At 60.8% G+C, this 18,152-nt stretch carries 19 protein-coding genes; 12 read left to right on the forward strand and 7 right to left on the reverse strand.

Features of this window, described 5'->3' with window-relative positions; all coding sequences use genetic code 11:
* Positions 1-37 precede the first annotated feature (37 nt).
* From VDP61_RS06085 to VDP61_RS06115, 7 genes are all read left to right on the forward strand, one after another.
* Positions 38-1,471: an FAD-linked oxidase C-terminal domain-containing protein gene (locus VDP61_RS06085; protein ID WP_323006061.1), complete on the forward strand. Its 1,434-nt coding sequence runs from the start codon at positions 38-40 to the stop codon at positions 1,469-1,471.
* Positions 1,472-1,541: 70 nt separating this feature from the next.
* Positions 1,542-2,657, forward strand: coding sequence for a glycolate oxidase subunit GlcE (gene glcE, locus VDP61_RS06090; RefSeq protein ID WP_323006062.1), 1,116 nt, complete (start codon positions 1,542-1,544; stop codon positions 2,655-2,657).
* Between the two features lie 3 nt (positions 2,658-2,660).
* Positions 2,661-2,966, forward strand: coding sequence for a hypothetical protein (locus VDP61_RS06095; protein WP_323006063.1), 306 nt, complete (start codon positions 2,661-2,663; stop codon positions 2,964-2,966).
* A 1-nt stretch (position 2,967) separates the two neighbouring features.
* Positions 2,968-4,257, forward strand: a complete 1,290-nt coding sequence (gene glcF / locus VDP61_RS06100) for a glycolate oxidase subunit GlcF (RefSeq protein WP_323006064.1) — start codon at positions 2,968-2,970, stop codon at positions 4,255-4,257.
* A 70-nt stretch (positions 4,258-4,327) separates the two neighbouring features.
* The gene (locus VDP61_RS06105; RefSeq protein ID WP_415234588.1) at positions 4,328-5,167 is read left to right on the forward strand and encodes a trypsin-like serine peptidase; all 840 of its coding nucleotides are present in this window, start codon (positions 4,328-4,330) and stop codon (positions 5,165-5,167) included.
* Positions 5,168-5,382: 215 nt separating this feature from the next.
* Positions 5,383-5,877, forward strand: a complete 495-nt coding sequence (locus tag VDP61_RS06110; protein ID WP_323006065.1) for an Hsp20 family protein — start codon at positions 5,383-5,385, stop codon at positions 5,875-5,877.
* A gap of 181 nt (positions 5,878-6,058) precedes the next feature.
* Positions 6,059-6,664: a response regulator transcription factor gene (locus VDP61_RS06115; protein ID WP_323006066.1), complete on the forward strand. Its 606-nt coding sequence runs from the start codon at positions 6,059-6,061 to the stop codon at positions 6,662-6,664.
* Between the two features lie 185 nt (positions 6,665-6,849).
* Here the strand turns inward: VDP61_RS06115 and VDP61_RS06120 are convergent, their stop codons facing one another.
* The 3 genes from VDP61_RS06120 to VDP61_RS06130 are packed head-to-tail and all read right to left on the reverse strand — an operon-like array spanning position 6,850 to position 10,249.
* Positions 6,850-8,415 (reverse strand): 5-guanidino-2-oxopentanoate decarboxylase, encoded by a 1,566-nt coding sequence (locus VDP61_RS06120; RefSeq protein ID WP_323006067.1) that lies wholly within the window; start codon positions 8,413-8,415, stop codon positions 6,850-6,852.
* Entirely contained in the window at positions 8,412-9,605 is a 1,194-nt protein-coding gene (locus tag VDP61_RS06125) for a pyridoxal phosphate-dependent aminotransferase (RefSeq protein ID WP_323006068.1), read from the reverse strand. Before VDP61_RS06125 ends, VDP61_RS06120 begins: the two co-directional genes overlap by 4 nt.
* The gene (locus tag VDP61_RS06130) at positions 9,602-10,249 is read right to left on the reverse strand and encodes a TetR/AcrR family transcriptional regulator (RefSeq protein WP_323006069.1); all 648 of its coding nucleotides are present in this window, start codon (positions 10,247-10,249) and stop codon (positions 9,602-9,604) included. Before VDP61_RS06130 ends, VDP61_RS06125 begins: the two co-directional genes overlap by 4 nt.
* 88 nt (positions 10,250-10,337) lie before the next feature.
* On the opposite strand from VDP61_RS06130, the gene VDP61_RS06135 reads away from it, so the two are divergent.
* The 4 genes from VDP61_RS06135 to VDP61_RS06150 are packed head-to-tail and all read left to right on the forward strand — an operon-like array spanning position 10,338 to position 13,472.
* A complete protein-coding gene (locus tag VDP61_RS06135) occupies positions 10,338-11,126 on the forward strand; it encodes an ABC transporter ATP-binding protein (protein WP_323006070.1) in 789 nt (262 codons plus the stop codon).
* Between the two features lie 58 nt (positions 11,127-11,184).
* Positions 11,185-11,943: a transporter substrate-binding domain-containing protein gene (locus VDP61_RS06140; protein ID WP_323006071.1), complete on the forward strand. Its 759-nt coding sequence runs from the start codon at positions 11,185-11,187 to the stop codon at positions 11,941-11,943.
* Positions 11,944-11,946: 3 nt separating this feature from the next.
* A complete protein-coding gene (locus tag VDP61_RS06145) occupies positions 11,947-12,690 on the forward strand; it encodes an ABC transporter permease subunit (RefSeq protein ID WP_323006072.1) in 744 nt (247 codons plus the stop codon).
* Positions 12,687-13,472 carry an ABC transporter permease gene (locus VDP61_RS06150; RefSeq protein WP_323006073.1) on the forward strand — a complete coding sequence of 262 codons (786 nt, stop codon included), beginning with the start codon at positions 12,687-12,689 and terminating at the stop codon, positions 13,470-13,472. The genes VDP61_RS06145 and VDP61_RS06150 overlap by 4 nt, the downstream gene beginning before the upstream one ends.
* 133 nt (positions 13,473-13,605) lie before the next feature.
* On the opposite strand, the gene VDP61_RS06155 is transcribed toward VDP61_RS06150, so the two are convergent.
* The 3 genes from VDP61_RS06155 to VDP61_RS06165 form a co-directional block, all read right to left on the reverse strand.
* Complete coding sequence (locus VDP61_RS06155) at positions 13,606-13,878, reverse strand: DUF6455 family protein (RefSeq protein ID WP_323006074.1); 273 nt, start codon at positions 13,876-13,878, stop codon at positions 13,606-13,608.
* A 147-nt stretch (positions 13,879-14,025) separates the two neighbouring features.
* On the reverse strand, positions 14,026-14,907 hold the full coding sequence (locus VDP61_RS06160) for a cation diffusion facilitator family transporter (RefSeq protein WP_323006075.1): 882 nt from the start codon (positions 14,905-14,907) through the stop codon (positions 14,026-14,028).
* Between the two features lie 57 nt (positions 14,908-14,964).
* Positions 14,965-15,531, reverse strand: a complete 567-nt coding sequence (locus VDP61_RS06165) for an SH3 domain-containing protein (RefSeq protein ID WP_323006076.1) — start codon at positions 15,529-15,531, stop codon at positions 14,965-14,967.
* Between the two features lie 152 nt (positions 15,532-15,683).
* On the opposite strand from VDP61_RS06165, the gene VDP61_RS06170 reads away from it, so the two are divergent.
* Positions 15,684-16,670 (forward strand): D-glycerate dehydrogenase, encoded by a 987-nt coding sequence (locus VDP61_RS06170; protein ID WP_323006077.1) that lies wholly within the window; start codon positions 15,684-15,686, stop codon positions 16,668-16,670.
* A gap of 230 nt (positions 16,671-16,900) precedes the next feature.
* Here the strand turns inward: VDP61_RS06170 and VDP61_RS06175 are convergent, their stop codons facing one another.
* Complete coding sequence (locus VDP61_RS06175; RefSeq protein ID WP_323006161.1) at positions 16,901-18,139, reverse strand: FAD-dependent oxidoreductase; 1,239 nt, start codon at positions 18,137-18,139, stop codon at positions 16,901-16,903.
* Positions 18,140-18,152: the final 13 nt, after the last annotated feature.

Below are 18,152 nucleotides of genomic sequence, written 5' to 3' on the forward strand. Positions count from 1 at the left end.
TAAACTTACCAATCATGCGGGGTAGGAGGCGCGTATTATGGAAATGCCGGTGATTGATGCCACGATCGTTGCCCGCAAACCCGCCATTGTCGCGGCTTTGCAAGCCGTGCTGCCCCATGACGCCGTGATCCATGACGAGGCCGAGGTGCGCGCCTATGAGTGTGACGCCTTGACGGCCTATCGCTGCCCACCGCTGGCCGCAGTTTTGCCACGCACAACGGCGCAGGTGGCGGCGGTTTTGCGCATCTGTCACCAAATGGGCGTGCCGGTGGTGCCGCGCGGGTCGGGCACATCGCTGGCCGGGGGGGCGCTGCCAACGGGCGATTGTGTGATCCTTGGCGTGGCGCGCATGACGGGCATATTGGAAACCGATTATGCGAACCGCTTTATTCGGGTCCAGTCGGGGCGTACCAATCTGTCGGTCACCGGAGCGGTGGAAAGTGACGGTTTTTTTTACGCCCCCGACCCTTCCAGCCAGCTTGCTTGCGCGATTGCGGGCAATATCGCGATGAACTCGGGCGGGGCGCATTGCCTGAAATACGGGGTGACGACGAACAATTTGCTGGGCGTGACCCTGGTGCAAATGGATGGCACCGTGCTGGAAATCGGCGGCGCGCATCTTGACGCGCCGGGGCTTGACCTGCTGGGTGTGGTGTGCGGATCAGAAGGCCAGCTTGGCGTGGTGACCGAGGCGACCTTGCGCATTTTGCCCAAACCCGAAGGCGCGCGGCCCGTGCTGATGGGGTTTGACAGCAATGAGGTCGCGGGCGAATGCGTCTCGGACATCATCAAAGCTGGCATCCTGCCCGTAGCAATCGAGTTCATGGACCGCCCCTGTATCGAAGCAACCGAGGCCTTTGCCAAAGCCGGCTATCCGATGTGCGAGGCGTTGTTGATTGTCGAGGTCGAAGGTTCGCCTGCCGAGATTGACGAACAACTTGCGCTGATCATCGCGATTGCCAAACGCCACAATCCGGTGGAGTTGCGCGAGGCGGCGGATGAAGATCAGGCCAGACGCATCTGGCTGGGCCGCAAATCGGCCTTTGGTGCGATGGGGCAGATCAATGATTATATGTGCCTTGATGGCACGATCCCGGTGTCGTCGCTGCCATTCGTACTGCGCCGGATCGGCGAGATGTCCAAGGAATATGGCTTGGGTGTCGGCAATGTTTTTCACGCTGGCGATGGCAATATGCATCCGCTGATCTTGTATGACGCCAACAAGCCGGGCGATCTGGAACTATGCGAGGCCTTTGGCGCCGATATCTTGAAGCTATGCGTCGAGGTGGGCGGTTGTTTGACCGGCGAGCACGGCGTGGGCATTGAAAAGCGCGATCTGATGAAGGTGCAATTCGCGCCGCAGGATATGGAGGCGCAAATGTGGGTCAAGGATGTGTTTGATCCGCAATGGTTGCTGAACCCCGCCAAGGTGTTTCCGCTGGACATCACGGCCAACCGCCGCGCTGGATGAGGCCGCTGGGGGGCTTTCTGCCCCCCAGACCCCCCTGAGGATATTTTTGCCGAAAAGAAAGGGTAGAGGGATGAAGCCTGCGGATGAGCTGGAACTGGCCGAGATGATCCGTGCAGCAAAGGGCCCGTTGCGAATTGTTGGAGGCGGGACGCGGAGAATTGGGCAAATGGCCGGGGGGGAGGTTTTGGAAACCGGCGGGTTGTCGGGGATTTCGCTGTATGAGCCGGGGGCTTTGACGCTTGTGGCGGGGGCGGGCACAACCTTGGCCGAGGTGGAGGCTGCGCTTGCGGAAGGGGGCCAGCGGCTGCCCTTTGAGGTGCCTGATCTGCGCGGGCTTTTGGGGCGGGCCGGTGTGTCGACCATTGGTGGTGTAGCGGCGGCAAATGCCTCGGGGCCGCGGCGCATTCAGGCAGGCGCATGTCGCGATAGTTTGATTGGGGTGCGCTTTGTCGATGGGGCTGGCAGCATCATCAAGAATGGGGGCCGTGTCATGAAGAACGTCACGGGGTATGATCTGGTAAAGCTGATGGCGGGCAGTTATGGCAGCTTGGGCGTGATGAGCGAGGTTGCCTTCAAGGTGTTGCCACGGCCGGAGGCAGAGACAAGCCTGACCCGCGACGGCCTGACCCCTGCGGAAGCGGTGACGGTGATGTCACGGGCGCTCGGCTCTCCTTTTGAGGTGACGGGGGCGGCCTATGTGGCGGGGCAGGTGCGTTTGCGCATTGAAGGCATGGCGGGTTCGGTCGCGTATAGGCTGGGCGCTTTGACCAAGATGCTGGGGGGCGGTTGGGCCGTGGCAGAGGCGGCCCAAAGTTCGGCGCTTTGGGTCGAGGTTCGGGATGTTGCCGCCTTTGTCGGGCAGCCTGGGGCGGTGTGGCGCATTTCGGTAAAGCCATCGGCTATGCCGCAGGTTCTGGGAATTATGGCCGATGCGCAAACCGTTTGCGATTGGGGGGGCGGGCTGATCTGGGCGCGGGTGGCGGATACGGGCGATGCGCAGGCGGCTGCGCTGCGCGGGTATCTGGCGCAGATTGGGGGCCATGCAACCTTGGTGCGGGCCAGTGCTGCGGTGTTTGAACAGGTTCCGGCATTTCACCCCGCGCCGACTGCGATTGCCGCCCTGGCGACGGGGCTGCGCGCAAAATTTGACCCCCGCAGCATTTTGAACCCCGGAGTGATGGAATAAACGATGGTAAACCTTTTCATTCTCGTGCTGCCGCTGGTGATCTACCTGTCGCTGGCGACTTTGCCGATGGGGCGCCCTGCTGTCATGGGGCTTGCGGTGGCCGGGCTTTTACTGGTCATGGGCTTTGTTTTGACACCTGCTGGCGGGTATTTGTTTTCGCTGGGCCTTTTGGGGGCGGGCCTGGCGGCTGTTGCCCAGGCGCTGCGCTGGCTGGCTGGCCCTCGGCTTGCCCCAAAGCTATACTTTGCGTTGCTGGGCCTTTTGCCCCTGTGCGCAATTGCTGCCCTTTCTGTCAGTGTTGGAGCTTGAAATGAAAACCACTTTCACCCCCGAGCAGCTGACTGATCCGAATATAGCCCGCAGCAATGAAATTCTGCGCGCCTGTGTGCATTGCGGCTTTTGCACCGCGACCTGCCCGACCTATCAACTGCTGGGCGATGAATTGGACAGCCCGCGAGGCCGCATCTACCTGATCAAGGATATGCTGGAAAAGGGCCGCCCGGCAGATGCCAAAACCGTCAAACATATCGACCGCTGCCTTAGCTGCCTTGCCTGCATGACGACCTGCCCAAGCGGTGTGCATTACATGCACCTGGTTGACCATGCACGGGACCATATCGAGAAAACCTATCAGCGCCCTTTGATGGACCGGTTTTTGCGCTGGACCCTGGCGCAGATTATCCCGCATCCCACCCGTTTTCGTCTTGCGCTGCTGGGCGCGAAACTGGGGCGGCCTTTTGCCTTTCTGATGCCGGATGCCCGGTTGCGGGCCATGCTGGAGATGGCCCCGAAAACGATCCCACCGGTCAGCCGCAACGATGACCCGCAAAGTTTTGCCGCCGAGGGGCCGCGCAAGTTTCGGGTGGCCCTGCTGACAGGGTGCGCCCAAAAGACGCTGAATACTGATATCAACGATGCAACCATCCGTATTCTGCGCCGTCTGGGCTGTGAGGTGGTGGTGGCGCGCGGCATGGGATGTTGTGGGGCGCTGACGCATCATATGGGCAAGGCCGATCAGGCGCTAACCTCGGCCGCCGCCAATATCAACGCCTGGATGGGTGAAAAGGCCAGGGGCGGTTTGGATGCGGTCGTCATCAACACCTCGGGGTGCGGGACGACGGTCAAGGATTACGGCCATATGTTCCGCAATGATCCCTTGGCCGCCGATGCGGCTGCCGTTTCGGCCATGACCATGGATATTTCAGAATTGCTGCTGAAAATCGGCCTGCCTCAGGGGGCGGAAAAGCGGCTTACGGTTGCCTATCACGCCGCGTGCAGTCTGCAACACGGCCAGCAGGTCAAGACCGCGCCCAAAGACTTGTTGAAACATGTGGGTTTCAGCGTGGTCGAACCTGCCGACAGCCATTTGTGCTGCGGCTCGGCAGGGACCTATAATCTGCTGCAGCCGGAAATTTCCCAACAGCTCAGGGCGCGCAAGGTCGAGACATTAGAGGCGAAAACGCCCGATATCATTGCAGCAGGCAACATTGGCTGCATGATGCAAATCGGGTCTGGTACAAAAATTCCGATTGTGCACACGGTAGAATTGCTTGATTGGGCAACGGGGGGGCCGAAACCATCTGCCTTGACGGGGCGGTAACGTCTTTGATCTGCGGCCATAAACCTGCCTTGAAGGCCCGTTATCGAAAGTGCAACCAACCGGAGGGTGTATGGCTTTTCTGACTGTCCTGGCTCGTACGGCCCTGTTTCGCGCGGCGCTTTGCGCGATCATGGTTTTTGCTTTGCATCCTGCGGCTGGTGCCGAGGAAACTGCGCTGCGCCGGCTTGATACCAGCGATGAAAGCCGGGGCTGGAACGCTGTGGGCCGCCTGAACATGGGCAAGCGCAGCTTTTGTACCGGCGCGCTGATTGCACCGAACCTGGTGCTGACAGCAGCGCATTGCCTGTTTGACAGCCGCAGCGGGGCGCGGATCAAAACCGAGGATATCGAATTTCTGGCGGGATGGCGCAATGGCCGCGCCGCCGCCTATCGCGGCGTCAAGCGCGCTGTGGCGCATCCGGAATATGTTTATGGCGGTGGCGACAAGCTGACGCGTGTGGCCTATGATCTTGCGCTTTTGCAGCTTGATCAACCGATCCGCATGGCCTCTATTCACCCGTTTGAAACGGACCTTACACCGCATAAGGGGGATGAGGTCGGTGTGGTTTCCTACGCCAAGGATCGGTCCGAGGCGCCAAGCCTGCAAGAGGTTTGCCATGTCATTGGCCTCGAAGACCTGCTGCTGGTGTTGTCGTGCAATGTCGATTTCGGGTCGTCCGGGGCCCCGATCTTTTCCATCCGCAACGGGGTGGCGCGGGTGGTGTCGGTCGTTTCATCCAAGGCCGATTATGGCGGCGCATCTGTTGCCCTTGGCACCAGCTTGCAAGGCCCTTTGCAATCGCTTCGGGCCACACTTGATGCCGAAAACAGCCCGTTCCAAAAGGCCGACCCGGCCTTGCGCAACCTGGAGACAGGGGCTGGCACCAGCGCAAAATTCCTGACGCCCTGATACGCAAGCCGCGAGATACTGCCGTAGCGCGGGCGAATTCGGCATTCCAGCCGCAAATCGCGCCCGTTTGGTCAACGCGCTGCGGCAGGGTCTTGAAACCTGTCCAATTGCTTCCCAAGTTCACGGGACCGGGTGCCACAATCGGGCCCGGCCAACCCCATTGGCCCGTCCAACGCAAAGGAGGGCCACCCACGCATCGCTTTACGGAGGATGATATGCGTACCTTTGATCTTGCACCGCTTTACCGGGCAACCGTCGGCTTTGATCGCATCGCGGATATGATGGACCGGGTTCTGACCACCGATGTCGCCCAACCCACTTATCCCCCCTATAATATCGAAAAGACGGATGAGAATGCCTACCGCATTTCTATCGCCGTCGCAGGTTTCACCCCTGATGAACTGTCAGTCGAGGTGAAAGAGGCTACCTTGGTCATCGCGGCCCGCAAGGATGAAAAGGCGTCATCTGGTCAATATCTGCACCGTGGTATTGCGACCCGCGCCTTTGAACGCCGCTTTGCGCTGGCCGATCATATGCGCGTTACCGGTGCCGCACATGAGAATGGCATGCTACATATTGAACTGATCCGTGAGATGCCCGAAGCATTGAAACCGCGCCGGATAGAGATTGAGCGCGGGCAGGACAAATCGACGCAGCCACAGATCTCCAAGCCGAAAACCGCCGATCTGGCAGAGACAGTTGAAACCTGATTGGCTGGGAATTGTTGAAAAAAAGAGCGCAACCAAAAGGTTGCGCTTACATCCCTTGGCGCTGGGCAAGGGATTTTTTTCCACTGGTGAAAACCATGGCAGCGGTGGTAATGGCTTGTGGATGTGCTAAGCTATACGAAAGGCTATTTGCACAAAGTTGTTTAAGGAAAGGTTACTTGGCTTGAAAGTCCTCGTAACGGATGATCATGACCTTGTGCGCGAAACCATCGCCGCCTTTCTGATTGCCGAAGGCGTTGAGGTCGCAGACACGGCTGCCAGCTTGCCGGATGCTTTGGCAGCCATGGCAAACACCCGCTATGATCTTGTTTTGCTTGACCACGACATGCCGTCGATGAATGGCCTTACCGGGCTGTTGCGGGCGGTTGCCGAAGGGCAGGGCGCCCCGATTGCCCTGATTTCGGGCAGCACGTCCCGCGAATTGGCGGAGGCTGCGCTTGACGCGGGCGCGATTGGCTTTGTGCCAAAGAAAATGGCCTCGCGGGCCATGGTTGCTGCGGTCAAGCTGATGGCCAAAGGCGATACCTTCGCCCCCATCGGTCTTTTGGAATCTGCGGTCGCCCCCAATGCCCCGCTGGCCTTGCTGACCCGGCGCGAATTTGCGGTTCTGCGCGGTATTTGTGACGGCAAATCCAACAAGGAAATTGCGCGCGATCTGGAACTGCAAGAGGTTACCGTGAAACTTCACGTCAAAACCCTGAGCCGCAAGCTGGAGGCAAAAAACCGTACCCATGCCGCGATGATCGCCCGCAATGGGGGGCTGCATTGAACCGTCTCGGGAAATTCCCCCCAAACGCCAATATCCAGAACGAACCATGCTGTGGTGTGTCCCGTTCACAATGTCGTGCAGACCCATCCCAAGGCCGGTTTTGTAAACAAGACCGGCCTCGGGGGATTGGCTGAATATGTGAACCTGACGGCCTTTAACAGCAGATGCGGGGGCGTGAAAGCGTTTCAGAAATCGCGTATTTCAACCAGACGCGGGCCGGGCAGGGCCACCACATTGCGCAGCGCCTCGGGCGTAGGCGTGATGCAGGCATAGGGCAAATCACAGGCCGCGGCGAAGGCCTGTAACCCAAGCGGCGAGGGTGCGCAGCCGATCACTTCGGTATTGGCTGCCCGCATCGCATCGGCAATTTCGCCGTAGCCTGCGTTGTTCCAGATCAGATAGGTGATGTCCAAACCCTCATCCACCGCCACGCGCAATTCGGCGGGCGAAAACTGCAAGCCGCCATCGCCGATCAGGCAAAACACGCGGGTATCAGATGCCGCCACCGCCGCCCCCACCGCCGCACCGGGCGCAAAGCCAAGCGCACCAAAGCCCGTCGCGGCATTGAACCAGCCCCCCGCGCGGTCGTGATCATAGAGCAAATTCCCCGCATAGACCGGCTGCGTGCTGTCGCCGACAATAATGGCCCCCGGCACCGCATCGCGCAGCGCCTCCAGCAGCGCAATCTGGTTGGGGGCTTGGGGGGCGATACCTGCCACCTCGGCCCGCGCCGCCGTCATCGTGGCTTCGGCGCGGGCTGCGCCCTGTCTGGCCCCGGCCGAGATTTGCGCCAAAAGCGCTGTGCAGGCCGACCGGCTGTCGGCGCGTATCGCGATTGCTGCCGGGTGCCGCGCCAGTTGCAGCGGGCAAATATCCACCCGGATCATGCCGGCCAGATCGGGCAAGCCACCGCGCACATACATATCGTAATCGGTCGGGCCAAACTCGGTGCCGATTGCCAGCACCTGATCGGCCCCGGCAATCAGATCGCGCACCGCGTGCAAGCTGGCCGAGGCGGCAACCCCCAGCGCATGCCCGCCCATCAGCCCGCGTGCATTCACCGTCTGCACCACAGGCGCATCCAAGGCCTCGGCCAGGCTGCGCAGCTCTGCCCTTGCCGCCCGCGCGCCGCCTCCGGCCAGAATAACCACCTGTTTGGCGCGGTCCAGCCGTGCGGCTGCCTTTGCGATCTGCTCTGGTATCGGAAGGGCGGGGGTAACCACGATCGGTGCCGCCGCCGCTGCGGCCTCCATGCCCATCACATCTGTGGGCACCTCAATATGCACAGGCCCCGGTCGCCCCGACATCATCGCGGCAAAGGCCATGTTCAGGCAACGTTCCAATGCCTCTGGGCCGGTCACCTGAAAGCTGGGGCACAGGCTACGCACCAGCCCCGCCTGATCGGGCAATTCATGCAGCAGCCCCAGCCCCTGACCCAGGCTGGACCGCCGGTTCACCCCCGAGATGACCAGCATCGGCACCGAATCCGCCTTTGCCTGCGCCATTGGCGTCAGCGCATTGGTCAGCCCCGGCCCGGTAATCACAAAGGCGACCCCCGGTTTGCCAGATACCCGCGCATAGCCATCGGCCATGAACCCCGCGCCCCCCTCATGGCGCGGGGTCACATGGCGGATACCCGACCCGGACAGCCCGCGGTACAGTTCAATCGTATGCACGCCTGGAATGCCGAAAACCACCTCAACACCCCGCGCGACCAGCCCTTCGGTCAGTGCTTGTCCAACGGTTTTCATGGCTGATACCCGGCTGCAAAGCCCGCAATCCGGTCGCAGGCTTCTTCAATCAGGTCATCCGTCTGGGTCAGGCTTAGCCGCAACCAACTGCGCAAGGCGACCCCGAAAGACGCCCCCGGCATGACTGCCACGCCGGCCTTTTCCAGCAAAGCCATGGCGAAGGCCTCGCCATCTGCCGTGACCGCCCCCACATCCACCAGTGCAAACATTCCGGCATCGGGCCTGTGGACGCGCAACCCGGCAACGCCGTCCAACCGTGCCCGCACCAAATCCGCGCGCCGCGCGAACCGCTCGGCCATGCCCGCCGCCACGGGAGAGCCTTGCGCAATGGCCTGCGCCGTCATATCGGCAATGAAGGGCTGGTTGCCAAACAGCATCGTTTCTGACAACGGCAGCAAGCGTTCGATGAATTCCGCCGGCCCGACGCACCAGCCTGACCGAAACCCCGGTGCCGCATGGCTTTTGGAAATAGACGAGGCCACAATCACCCGCTCTGCCAAATCGGGCAGGTCCAAGGGCGAGGCAAAGGCCACCCCCTCAAACACCAGATCCTCATAAACCTCATCGCACAAGATCCACAGATCATGGGCTTTCGCCAGCGCGCCAATCGCGGCGAAATCGCTGCGCGACAGCACGGCCCCCGTCGGGTTATGCGGAGAGTTCAGAAAGATAACGCGGCTTTGTGGCGTTATGCGATCTGCAATATCCTCGGCCCGGATGCGAAACCCGGCATTGGCCAGCAACGGCACGGGCACCATTTTTGCCCCCGTCGCTGCAATCAACCCTTCATAGGTGGCATACATCGGGTCGCCCAGCAGTACTTCGTCCCCCGGCCCAAGCAAGCCCATCAGCACCGCGTAAAGCGTGGTCTGCGTGCCGGGGAAACACATGATCTGGCTGGGCAAAATCTGGCGTCCGCGCCGCGTTGTATAGCGCGCGGCAAGGGCGTGCAGCAGCTCTGGCTCTCCTTGGCCATTGGAATAGCCGGTGCGCCCGGCCAGCATGGATTTGGACGCAAGCGCCATCAATTCCGGCGGGGTCGCAACATCGGGCTCACCAATTGTCAGTTCGATGATGTCGCGGCCGGCGGCCGTGGCACCCATGCGTTTCATTTCGCGCGCTTTCGCGTGCACTGCCCATTTGGCACCGCCAAGCCCGGCCAAACGCTCGGTGATTGCTGCATATCTCATGGTTTCATCCCTTCATCCGGCATATGTGCCGCCAAATCCAATCCTAAAATCGCGCCAACGGATTGCAGGCCGATGCGCTCCAACTCTCCCACAGCAAAAGCATGTGGCAGCGCCGATCCTTCCAGCCACAGCCCGTCAATCACCGCATTGCAGGCAATTGCCTCGCTTCGCAACTGCGCGGCATCCGTCACACGGGGCAGGGCGGCAATCAACCCCTGTAACAGGTCGCGGTAGTGCAAATAGCTGGCCTCATGCGCCGCCCGCATTTCTGGGTCACGCCGCATCTGGTGTAAAAACCCTGCCCATAGCCCCATCGCCTGAGGGTCCACCACCGGCGGGCGCAAACTTGCCGCAACAAACACCGCCAGCCGCGCTTGCGGTTGGTCTGGCGCAGTGGCCACCACGGCAAGGCTGGCCGCTGTCATGCCATCCATCACATGGGAATAGGCGGCCCGCATCAGCGCCTCTTTGCTGGTGAAGTAATGTCGGATGAGGCCGGGGGTCACGCCCGCCCGTTCCGCAATCGCGCGCACCGTTGCCGTGGCCGGCCCACCCTCCGAGATCAGCGCAATCGCCGCAGCAATCAGCGCGGCCCGGCGTGCATCCTCATTCTGGCGGCTGAACTTGCGGCGATCTCCGGTCACATCATTCCTTTGGCGTGTACAGGCAATTATACGCTTGCATAATTGCGCTTTGGAGGGCTTACTGCAATGAATAAATGATGATGGGTCGATGATAGCACAGGCAGAACACACACCTCTCACCGCGCAACCCGAGGCGATCCGCATCGAAGCGTTGCATAAGTCCTTTGGCGCGCTGAAGGTCCTGAAGGGCGTGAACCTGACGGCGCATAAGGGCGATGTGGTCGCGATCATCGGCGGCTCTGGCTCGGGTAAATCGACGATGCTGCGCTGCATCAATTTTCTTGAAACGCCCACATCGGGCCGTATCATCATTGGCGGCGAAGAGGTGGCGCTGCGCCCTGATGGCCAACCCGCCAACCGCAAACAGATCGAACATTTGCGCCAAAGCCTTGGCATGGTCTTTCAACAGTTCAATCTGTGGAGCCACAAGACCGTGCTGGAAAACCTGATCGAGGTGCCCGTTCACGTTCTGGGCACCCCCAAGGCCGAAGCCATTGAGCGCGCAAAAATCTTGTTGGCGCGGGTGGGCTTGGCCGAAAAAGCGCATGTTTACCCCGCCTTCATGTCGGGCGGCCAACAGCAACGCGCCGCCATTGCGCGGGCCTTGGCGATAGAGCCGCGTGCCATGCTGTTTGATGAACCCACATCGGCGCTTGACCCCGAACTGGTTGGCGAGGTGCTGGGGGTGATCCGTGATCTTGCTGCCGAAGGCCGCACGATGATTCTGGTCACGCATGAAATGAAATTCGCACGCGAAGTCGCCAGCCATGTCATCTATCTCCATAATGGCATGATCGAGGAGGAGGGCCCGCCAGAGACCCTGTTCGGCAACCCGCAATCAGAACGCCTGCAACAATTTCTGCAAACCGTGGGCTAAGGCCCCAAAATACCGGGGTAACCCGGAAAAAACTGGCTACCAACAAAGGGAAAAACCAATGAAACTCTTTCTCACAACCCTCGCCGCACTTGCGCTTGGAACTGCCGCTATTGCCGAACCCGTCAAGGTCGGTATCGCGTCAGAACCCTATCCACCCTTCGCCTCGCCGGATGCCGCCGGAAACTGGAATGGCTGGGAAGTGGAAATGATCGGCGCAATCTGTGCCGCCGCAGAAATGGAATGCGTTGTCACCCCCGTTGCCTGGGATGGTATGATCCCCTCGCTGAAATCGGGCCAGATCGACGCGATCATGGCGTCGATGTCGATCACCGAAGACCGGCTGAAAGAGATTGATTTCTCGGATAAATACTACAACACCCCGACCGTTGTCATCACTGCCAAAGGGGCGGGCATTGCGCCAACCCCCGAAGGTCTGGCAGGGAAAATCCTTGGGGTTCAGGTCTCGACCATCCACCAGGATTACGTTCAGACCCATTTCAAGGATGCCGAAATCAAACTTTACCAAACCCAGGATGAGGCGAATCAAGACCTCGTTTCCGGCCGCATTGACGCCACGCAGGCCGATAGCATCGCGCTGGATGCGTTTTTGGCAACCGATGAAGGGGCTTGCTGTGAAAATGCGGGCGCTGTGGCCGATGATCCATCAATCCTCGGCCTTGGTGTCGGCGTGGGCCTGCGCAAAGGCGATGATGACCTGAAAGCCAAGTTCAACGCAGGGATTGCCAAGATCGTCAGCGATGGCACCTATGACAAGCTGAGCGCGCCTTATTTCCCGTCGTCGATCTACGGCGGTTAAACCATGCTGGAAGCGCTGCTTGAGGCGTTTCCAACCCTCGCCCTGCTGGCATGGGAGCCGCCGGGGTGGGGGGCCAACCTTGTGCGCGGTCTGGTCAATTCGATCCAGATCGCGCTTGGGGCCTATGCGCTTGGGCTGGTGATTGGCACGCTGGGCGCGTTTGGCAAGCTGCACGGCGGCCCGGTCGCGCGTGATTTGCTGGCGATCTATACCACCGTTGTGCGTGCCGTGCCGGAACTGGTGCTGATTTTGATCCTTTATTTCGCTGTGACGGATCTGGTCAATCAGGGCCTTGTGGCGATGGGCTATGATCGTGTGCAGATATCGGGCATCGCGGCAGGGATAGCGGTGTTGGGTGTGGTTCAAGGCGCCTATGCGACCGAAGTGATTCGCGGCGCAATTCTGGCTGTACCAGAGGGCCAGCTAGAGGCCGCTCGCGCCATGGGCATGCCTCCCTTGAAAACCGCTTGGCGCATCACGTTGCCCCTGATGCTGTCCAATGCAATTCCGGGGCTGGCAAATCTGTGGCTGATTGCCACGAAGGATACCGCCCTTCTGGCCATTGTCGGCTTTGCTGAACTGACCCTGCAAACCCGGCAAGCGGCGTCTTCAACCAAGGCGTTTTTGACGTTCTTTCTGGCGGCTGGGGTGCTTTATCTGCTGATCACCTTGCTGTCAGGCGTGATTTTCGGGCGGATTGAAAAATGGGCGCGCAAGGGCCAACGCAGCAGCGGGGCCGGGCAATGATGGATGTGGAAAGAACCGGTTTCTGGCAAACCCATCGTATTGTCATGGTCGCGATTGCGGTGGCCATTGTGTTGCTTTGCGTCGTGACCCTGCGCTGGGATTGGCTGCCCAAATATCTGCCGCTGATTGGCGAAGGGATCTGGCGGACCCTGTGGTTGCTGGCCGTCACAACGGTTCTGGGGTTCCTTTTGGCAATCCCGCTTGGCCTTGCCCAGGCTGCGGGGCCTTGGTATCTGGCTGCCCCTGCGCGGGTATTTTGTACGGTGATCCGGGGCACGCCTTTGCTGTTACAACTGTGGCTGTTGTATTATGGGCTTGGTTCGCTGTTCCCGCAATTCCCCGCGATCCGGCAATCCGAGCTGTGGCCCTATCTGCGCCAGGCTTGGCCCTATGCTGTGTTTGCCCTGACCATCAGCTTTGCCGGATATGAAGGTGAAGTGATGCGTGGGGCGTTCAAAGGCGTTCCCGCTGGGCAATTGGAGGCTGCGCGGGCCATGGGGATGCCGCGGCTGACCATCTTGCGCCGGATCTGGCTGCCACTGGCAATCCAGCGCGCGCTGCCGACCCTGGGCGGTGAAACAGTGCTGCAACTAAAGGCAACGCCTTTGGTTGCGACCATCACAGTCGTTGACATTTATGCAGTCGCCAGCCGGGTACGGCAGGATACATTCATCGTTTATGAGCCGCTTTTGCTGTTGGCGCTGGTCTATATGATCATCACGGGCCTTATTGTTCTGGGGTTTCGCTGGTTCGAAAAACGCGTGCCCAGCCGGGTTGCATAAGCGGCTGTCAAACGGAATGCTGCGCATATGCCTTGTCTTTTGCGCTGCGCGCGGGCTGGGGCGCTGCCCCAACGCGATTGGCGGGCCAATCGCGTTTCCCCGGGATATTTTTACCAAAGAGAAAACGAGGGGGTCATGGGACCCTTGGCAGCGTTTTGGACAAAAAAGTCAGCAAGCGAGCATTGACGCAAAAGCTGGGCGGTTTTTCAATTGTTTCGGGGCCGGCGGCCAGGAAGTTGCGGCATTTTTCGGGGGCTGGGCAGGCGGCACAGTTTTGTTCCATCTGCGTGGCAATCTGGTTCGGTAGCAGGCCGTTTGCGACCAGATCTGGCAGCGGCAGGCCAAGTTTTTCAGTCAGATCACGCAAGAGCTTTCTGGTATCGTCCGTGGTGTGTGACTTGCTCATGCTGCGGCCCTCCGGCTGGTTGTCGGGGTCAGTATTGCAGCGCAGGGTTAAGCGGGCCTTAAAGGGGGTGTATTTTCGGCAGATGCCGCGCGGTGAAGGTAAAACCTGACGGTAGGGTGATCTGCAAGGCGGTTCGCAGGGTAAAAATCAGCGCCCGGCGACATCTTTGTGGATGATCACATCGGTTTGCGGATAGGCCAGCAGGATGGTGCGGCGCAGGCCCGCGCCGATGTCATGCGCCTCACGCAGGGTGAGATCGCCATCAAGTTCGATGTGCAGGTGGACGAAGATCTTGCTGCCCGCCATCCGGGTTTTCAGATCATGAAAGCCGTGAACGCCGGGCCAGTTGCGGGCCAGCGTGGCGATGCCGTCAATCACCTCGGGGTCGGCGGCGCGATCCATCAGCGCGTCCCATGCGCTGCGCCCGATTTTCAGCGCCCCGATCGCCAGCATACCGGCGGCGGCCAGTGCCATGATACTGTCTATCTGGATCAGGCCAAAGCGGCTGGAGGCCCAGAGTGACGCAATGGCACCGAGATTGGGCAAAAGATCGCCCAGATAGTGCAGGCGATCGGCCTTGACCACCTTGTTGCCGGTACGCTGTGCCACGCGGGTTTGCCAGACAATCAGCGCCAGGGTCAGAAGGATTGACAGTGTCATCGCCATGATGCCGCTGCCCTCGGCTGTCAGGCGTTCGGGCTGTGCGGTGATCAGGCGGGTAACGGCGGCCCAGGTGATGACACCGGCAGAAATCAGGATAAACAGCGACTGGCCGAGTGCGGCAAGATCTTCGGCCGAGTTGTGGCCAAACACATGGTCTTCGTCAGGCGGGCGGGCAGCGTATAGAATCGCGGCCATTGCCCCAAGGCTGACCATCAGGTCCATTGCGCTATCGGCCAGGGATGCCGCAACCGAAAGCGCGCCAGTTTCCCCCAGCGCCCACAGTTTCAGCATGACCAGCAGCCCCGCGACCCCAACCGAGGCAAGGCCCGCCGACAGATTCAGCCGTGTTACATCAGGAAGGGGCATGTCTGACCTTTCTTACGCAGCCTTGGCTGGCAGGCTATGGGTTGCAAGGCTGCAGGCCTATTCGAAACTCTCATCAGGGTCGATGCCCCAAAGGGCAGCCTTTAGCGCCCAGCCCTTTTCGCCGTCAATGGAAAGTCTGCACCAGACCGGGCGACATTCCAGCAGTCGCGCAATCACCCCCGCCTCGGCCCGCAAAAGAACGGTACCGTCAGGCAATGGCGTTGCGCGCAGGTCGAGCAGGTCGGCGGTGACCAGCGCCGTCCTTGTGCCGGACAGCAAAGAATAATGCACCCAGCCGCCCACGCCCTCGGCGTCCTCGATACGACGCCAGTTCTCATATTCTGCAGTGATCCGCAGCGGCATACCTGCGCGGCTGAACACCCAATCAATGCGATGCGTCAGGCTGGGGCCGCGCCGGGCATTGCCTTCATTCGTCTTTAACGAGACATAGCGCGGCAGGGGCAGGTTGGTTACTGCGCCCCGCGTCGGGTCTGTGGCTTGCGTTTCTTCTTGCGCAAACGCTGCGCCCGTCTTGCCGATGCCCGTTGCCGCCATGCCCGCCAGCACAGTGACCAAAGCAATAGCCACCACTTTGGCAGCCGATTTTATCACTGAAACCTGCATTCCTGATCCGCCCGTCCTATCCGGTTTGCGGCAAACTGTGCCTTGAACCGTTTTTGTTGCCCATGCATCGCGTTCCGGGGCTTGTACCTCGCCCCGCTTACCGTCACTTTGCCACTAATTGAGATGATTTGAAAGTGAATCGGGGGTTTTTCATGCCTGCACCACGTCTGAGTGTTGTTGTAACGCGTCGCTTGCCGGAAACAGTTGAAACCCGGATGAAGGAGTTGTTCGATGTAGAGCTGCGCGACCCCGACACCCGCATGACCCGTGAGGAACTTGGTGCCGCGATGCGCCGTGCCGATGTTCTGGTGCCTTGCGTCACCGATCAGATTGACGCGAACCTGCTGGCACAGGCCGGAGACAAGCTGAAATTGATCGCCAATTACGGCGCAGGGATAGACCATATCGACGTAGCAAGCGCGCGCCAACGTGGCATCCTTGTGTCAAACACGCCCGGCGTGGTGACCGATGATACGGCCGATATGACGCTGGCGTTGATTCTGGCCGTTACCCGCAAAATCCCCGAAGGCTTGGCCGAAATGCAGGCCGGTGCCTGGCAGGGCTGGGCGCCAATGGCGCATCTGGGGGGGCGCATTGGTGGGCGACGGCTGGGGATACTCGGGATGGGTCGTATCGGGCAGGCCGTGGCGCGGCGCGCGGCGGCCTTTGGCATGCAGATCCATTATCACAACCGCAAACGCCTGCGCCCCGAGATCGAGCAGGAGTTGGGGGCGACCTATTGGGAAAGCCTTGATCAGATGGTCAGCCGGATGGATATCATTTCCGTCAATTGCCCGCATACCCCCTCGACCTTTCATTTGATGAATGCGCGGCGGTTGAAGTTGATGAAGCCGACAGCCGTTATCGTCAACACCTCGCGGGGGGAGGTGATCGACGAAAACGCCTTGACGCGCGGGTTGCGTGCGGGCGAATTGGCGGGCGCGGGGCTTGATGTGTTTGAGCATGGGCATGAGGTGAACCCACGCCTGCGCGAGCTGTCCAACGTGGTCTTGCTGCCGCATATGGGATCGGCCACAGTCGAAGGCCGGGCCGAGATGGGCGAGAAAGTGATTATCAACATCAAGACTTTTGCCGATGGCCATCGCCCACCGGATCAGGTTGTGCCGGGGATGCTTTGACGTTGCAATGCGGTGCGCGCTCCTCTCTGCCCTGGCCTTGCTGTCTGCTTCGGTAGCGCAGGCGCAGACGGATTGGACCAGGCAGAACTGCGCGCTTTATACTGAGGCATGGTCTTGGGTGCTGAACACCCAGGACCTGACCGGCATCCGCATTGCGTTCTTGCAGCAGCACCAGCGGTTCATAGATACAAGCTGCGATCAACGATGTACCGGGCCTTTCCCGAAACGCTTTAGAACCGCGTCGGCAAGCATGGCCCGATCTCGGCACCCGGCTGCCGACCTGCCACCAGATCCGCCACCAGTCTTGCGGTCACGGGGGCCAGAGTCAGGCCCACATGCCCGTGCCCGTAGGCGTGAATAATCTCGGCCCCGGCCCGGCTGGGCCCGATTACGGGCAAACTATCCGGCATCGAGGGGCGAAACCCCATCCAATCGCGATCCGGCTGGCCCAGATCGGGAAAGAAATGCCGTGCACCCTCTATCAGCTTTTCGATACGGTGCCGCGAGGGGGGGGCCGTCAGGCCGCCCAGTTCCACCGTACCCGCCACGCGCATTCGCCCTGTCATCGGGCAGAAATAGAACCCGCGCGTTGTCGGGCAACAAGGCCGCGTCACCGGCGGCAGCTTCATATCCCACTCGACATGGTAGCCCCGCTCGGTATCCAGCGGCACCTTGTCACCTGCTGCCCGCGCCAGCGACCTGGAGTGTGCGCCAGCCGCGATCACCACCCGCTTTGCAGTCAGATCAAACCCCGGCCCGGTCAGCCGAACTTGCCCGCCGCTGCGCGCCAAACCCGCAACCCGCGCCGGGATAAACTGTACCCCGGCCGCCCGCGCGGCTGCAGCAATCCGCTGCACCATCTCGCCCGGATCATTGAAGAATACCGCATTGGGGAAATAGGCTGCACCGCCCGGTTGCTCGGGCAAGCCCGGCTCCATCCTGGCAAGCTCGGCACTTGACATCATCTCAACCGAAACGCCCAGATCGCGGCGGAACGCCAGATCATCCTGCGCGGCGTTGAAGCCTGCAAGCGTTTCATACAGGTACAGGCAGCCCCGCCGCCGCATCAGGTTTTCGCCGCCAATCTCGGCAACAAGGGCTTCCCATTCCGGCAGGGCTTCGACCATCAATGCCGCAATCGCGATGGCATTGCGCCGCGCTGCGTCCGGCAAAGCTTGCCGGGCAAAGCGCAGCAGCCAGGGGGCAAGGCTTGGCAAGGCGGCCTGACGGATCGCAAGCGGAGAGTTCCGGTCAAACAGCAAGGATGGCAGCGCCCGCAAAACACCGGGCGTGCCAACGGGCTGCACGGCATAGTCGGCAATCGTTCCGGCATTGCCATAGGACGCCCCCGAGCCGGGAGGCTCGGGGTCTATCACCGCAACCTCCCGCCCCTCGGACGCCAGGCGATGCGCAATCGCAAGCCCGATGACCCCGGCGCCAATCACAGCTATTTCCGATGTCTGCACCAGATCACCTCGTTCA

The sequence above is a fragment of the Pseudorhodobacter sp. genome (assembly GCF_034675685.1).
GTDB lineage: Bacteria > Pseudomonadota > Alphaproteobacteria > Rhodobacterales > Rhodobacteraceae > Pseudorhodobacter.

Coding starts and splice junctions, on each gene's coding strand:
- VDP61_RS06085 (WP_323006061.1), top strand. CDS start 38: ATGGAAATGCCGGTGATTGATGCCACGATCGTTGCCCGCAAACCCGCC.
- glcE (WP_323006062.1), top strand. CDS start 1,542: ATGAAGCCTGCGGATGAGCTGGAACTGGCCGAGATGATCCGTGCAGCA.
- VDP61_RS06095 (WP_323006063.1), top strand. CDS start 2,661: ATGGTAAACCTTTTCATTCTCGTGCTGCCGCTGGTGATCTACCTGTCG.
- glcF (WP_323006064.1), top strand. CDS start 2,968: ATGAAAACCACTTTCACCCCCGAGCAGCTGACTGATCCGAATATAGCC.
- VDP61_RS06105 (WP_415234588.1), top strand. CDS start 4,328: ATGGCTTTTCTGACTGTCCTGGCTCGTACGGCCCTGTTTCGCGCGGCG.
- VDP61_RS06110 (WP_323006065.1), top strand. CDS start 5,383: ATGCGTACCTTTGATCTTGCACCGCTTTACCGGGCAACCGTCGGCTTT.
- VDP61_RS06120 (WP_323006067.1), bottom strand. CDS start 8,415: ATGAAAACCGTTGGACAAGCACTGACCGAAGGGCTGGTCGCGCGGGGT.
- VDP61_RS06125 (WP_323006068.1), bottom strand. CDS start 9,605: ATGAGATATGCAGCAATCACCGAGCGTTTGGCCGGGCTTGGCGGTGCC.
- VDP61_RS06135 (WP_323006070.1), top strand. CDS start 10,338: ATGATAGCACAGGCAGAACACACACCTCTCACCGCGCAACCCGAGGCG.
- VDP61_RS06140 (WP_323006071.1), top strand. CDS start 11,185: ATGAAACTCTTTCTCACAACCCTCGCCGCACTTGCGCTTGGAACTGCC.
- VDP61_RS06145 (WP_323006072.1), top strand. CDS start 11,947: ATGCTGGAAGCGCTGCTTGAGGCGTTTCCAACCCTCGCCCTGCTGGCA.
- VDP61_RS06150 (WP_323006073.1), top strand. CDS start 12,687: ATGATGGATGTGGAAAGAACCGGTTTCTGGCAAACCCATCGTATTGTC.
- VDP61_RS06155 (WP_323006074.1), bottom strand. CDS start 13,878: ATGAGCAAGTCACACACCACGGACGATACCAGAAAGCTCTTGCGTGAT.
- VDP61_RS06160 (WP_323006075.1), bottom strand. CDS start 14,907: ATGCCCCTTCCTGATGTAACACGGCTGAATCTGTCGGCGGGCCTTGCC.
- VDP61_RS06165 (WP_323006076.1), bottom strand. CDS start 15,531: ATGCAGGTTTCAGTGATAAAATCGGCTGCCAAAGTGGTGGCTATTGCT.
- VDP61_RS06170 (WP_323006077.1), top strand. CDS start 15,684: ATGCCTGCACCACGTCTGAGTGTTGTTGTAACGCGTCGCTTGCCGGAA.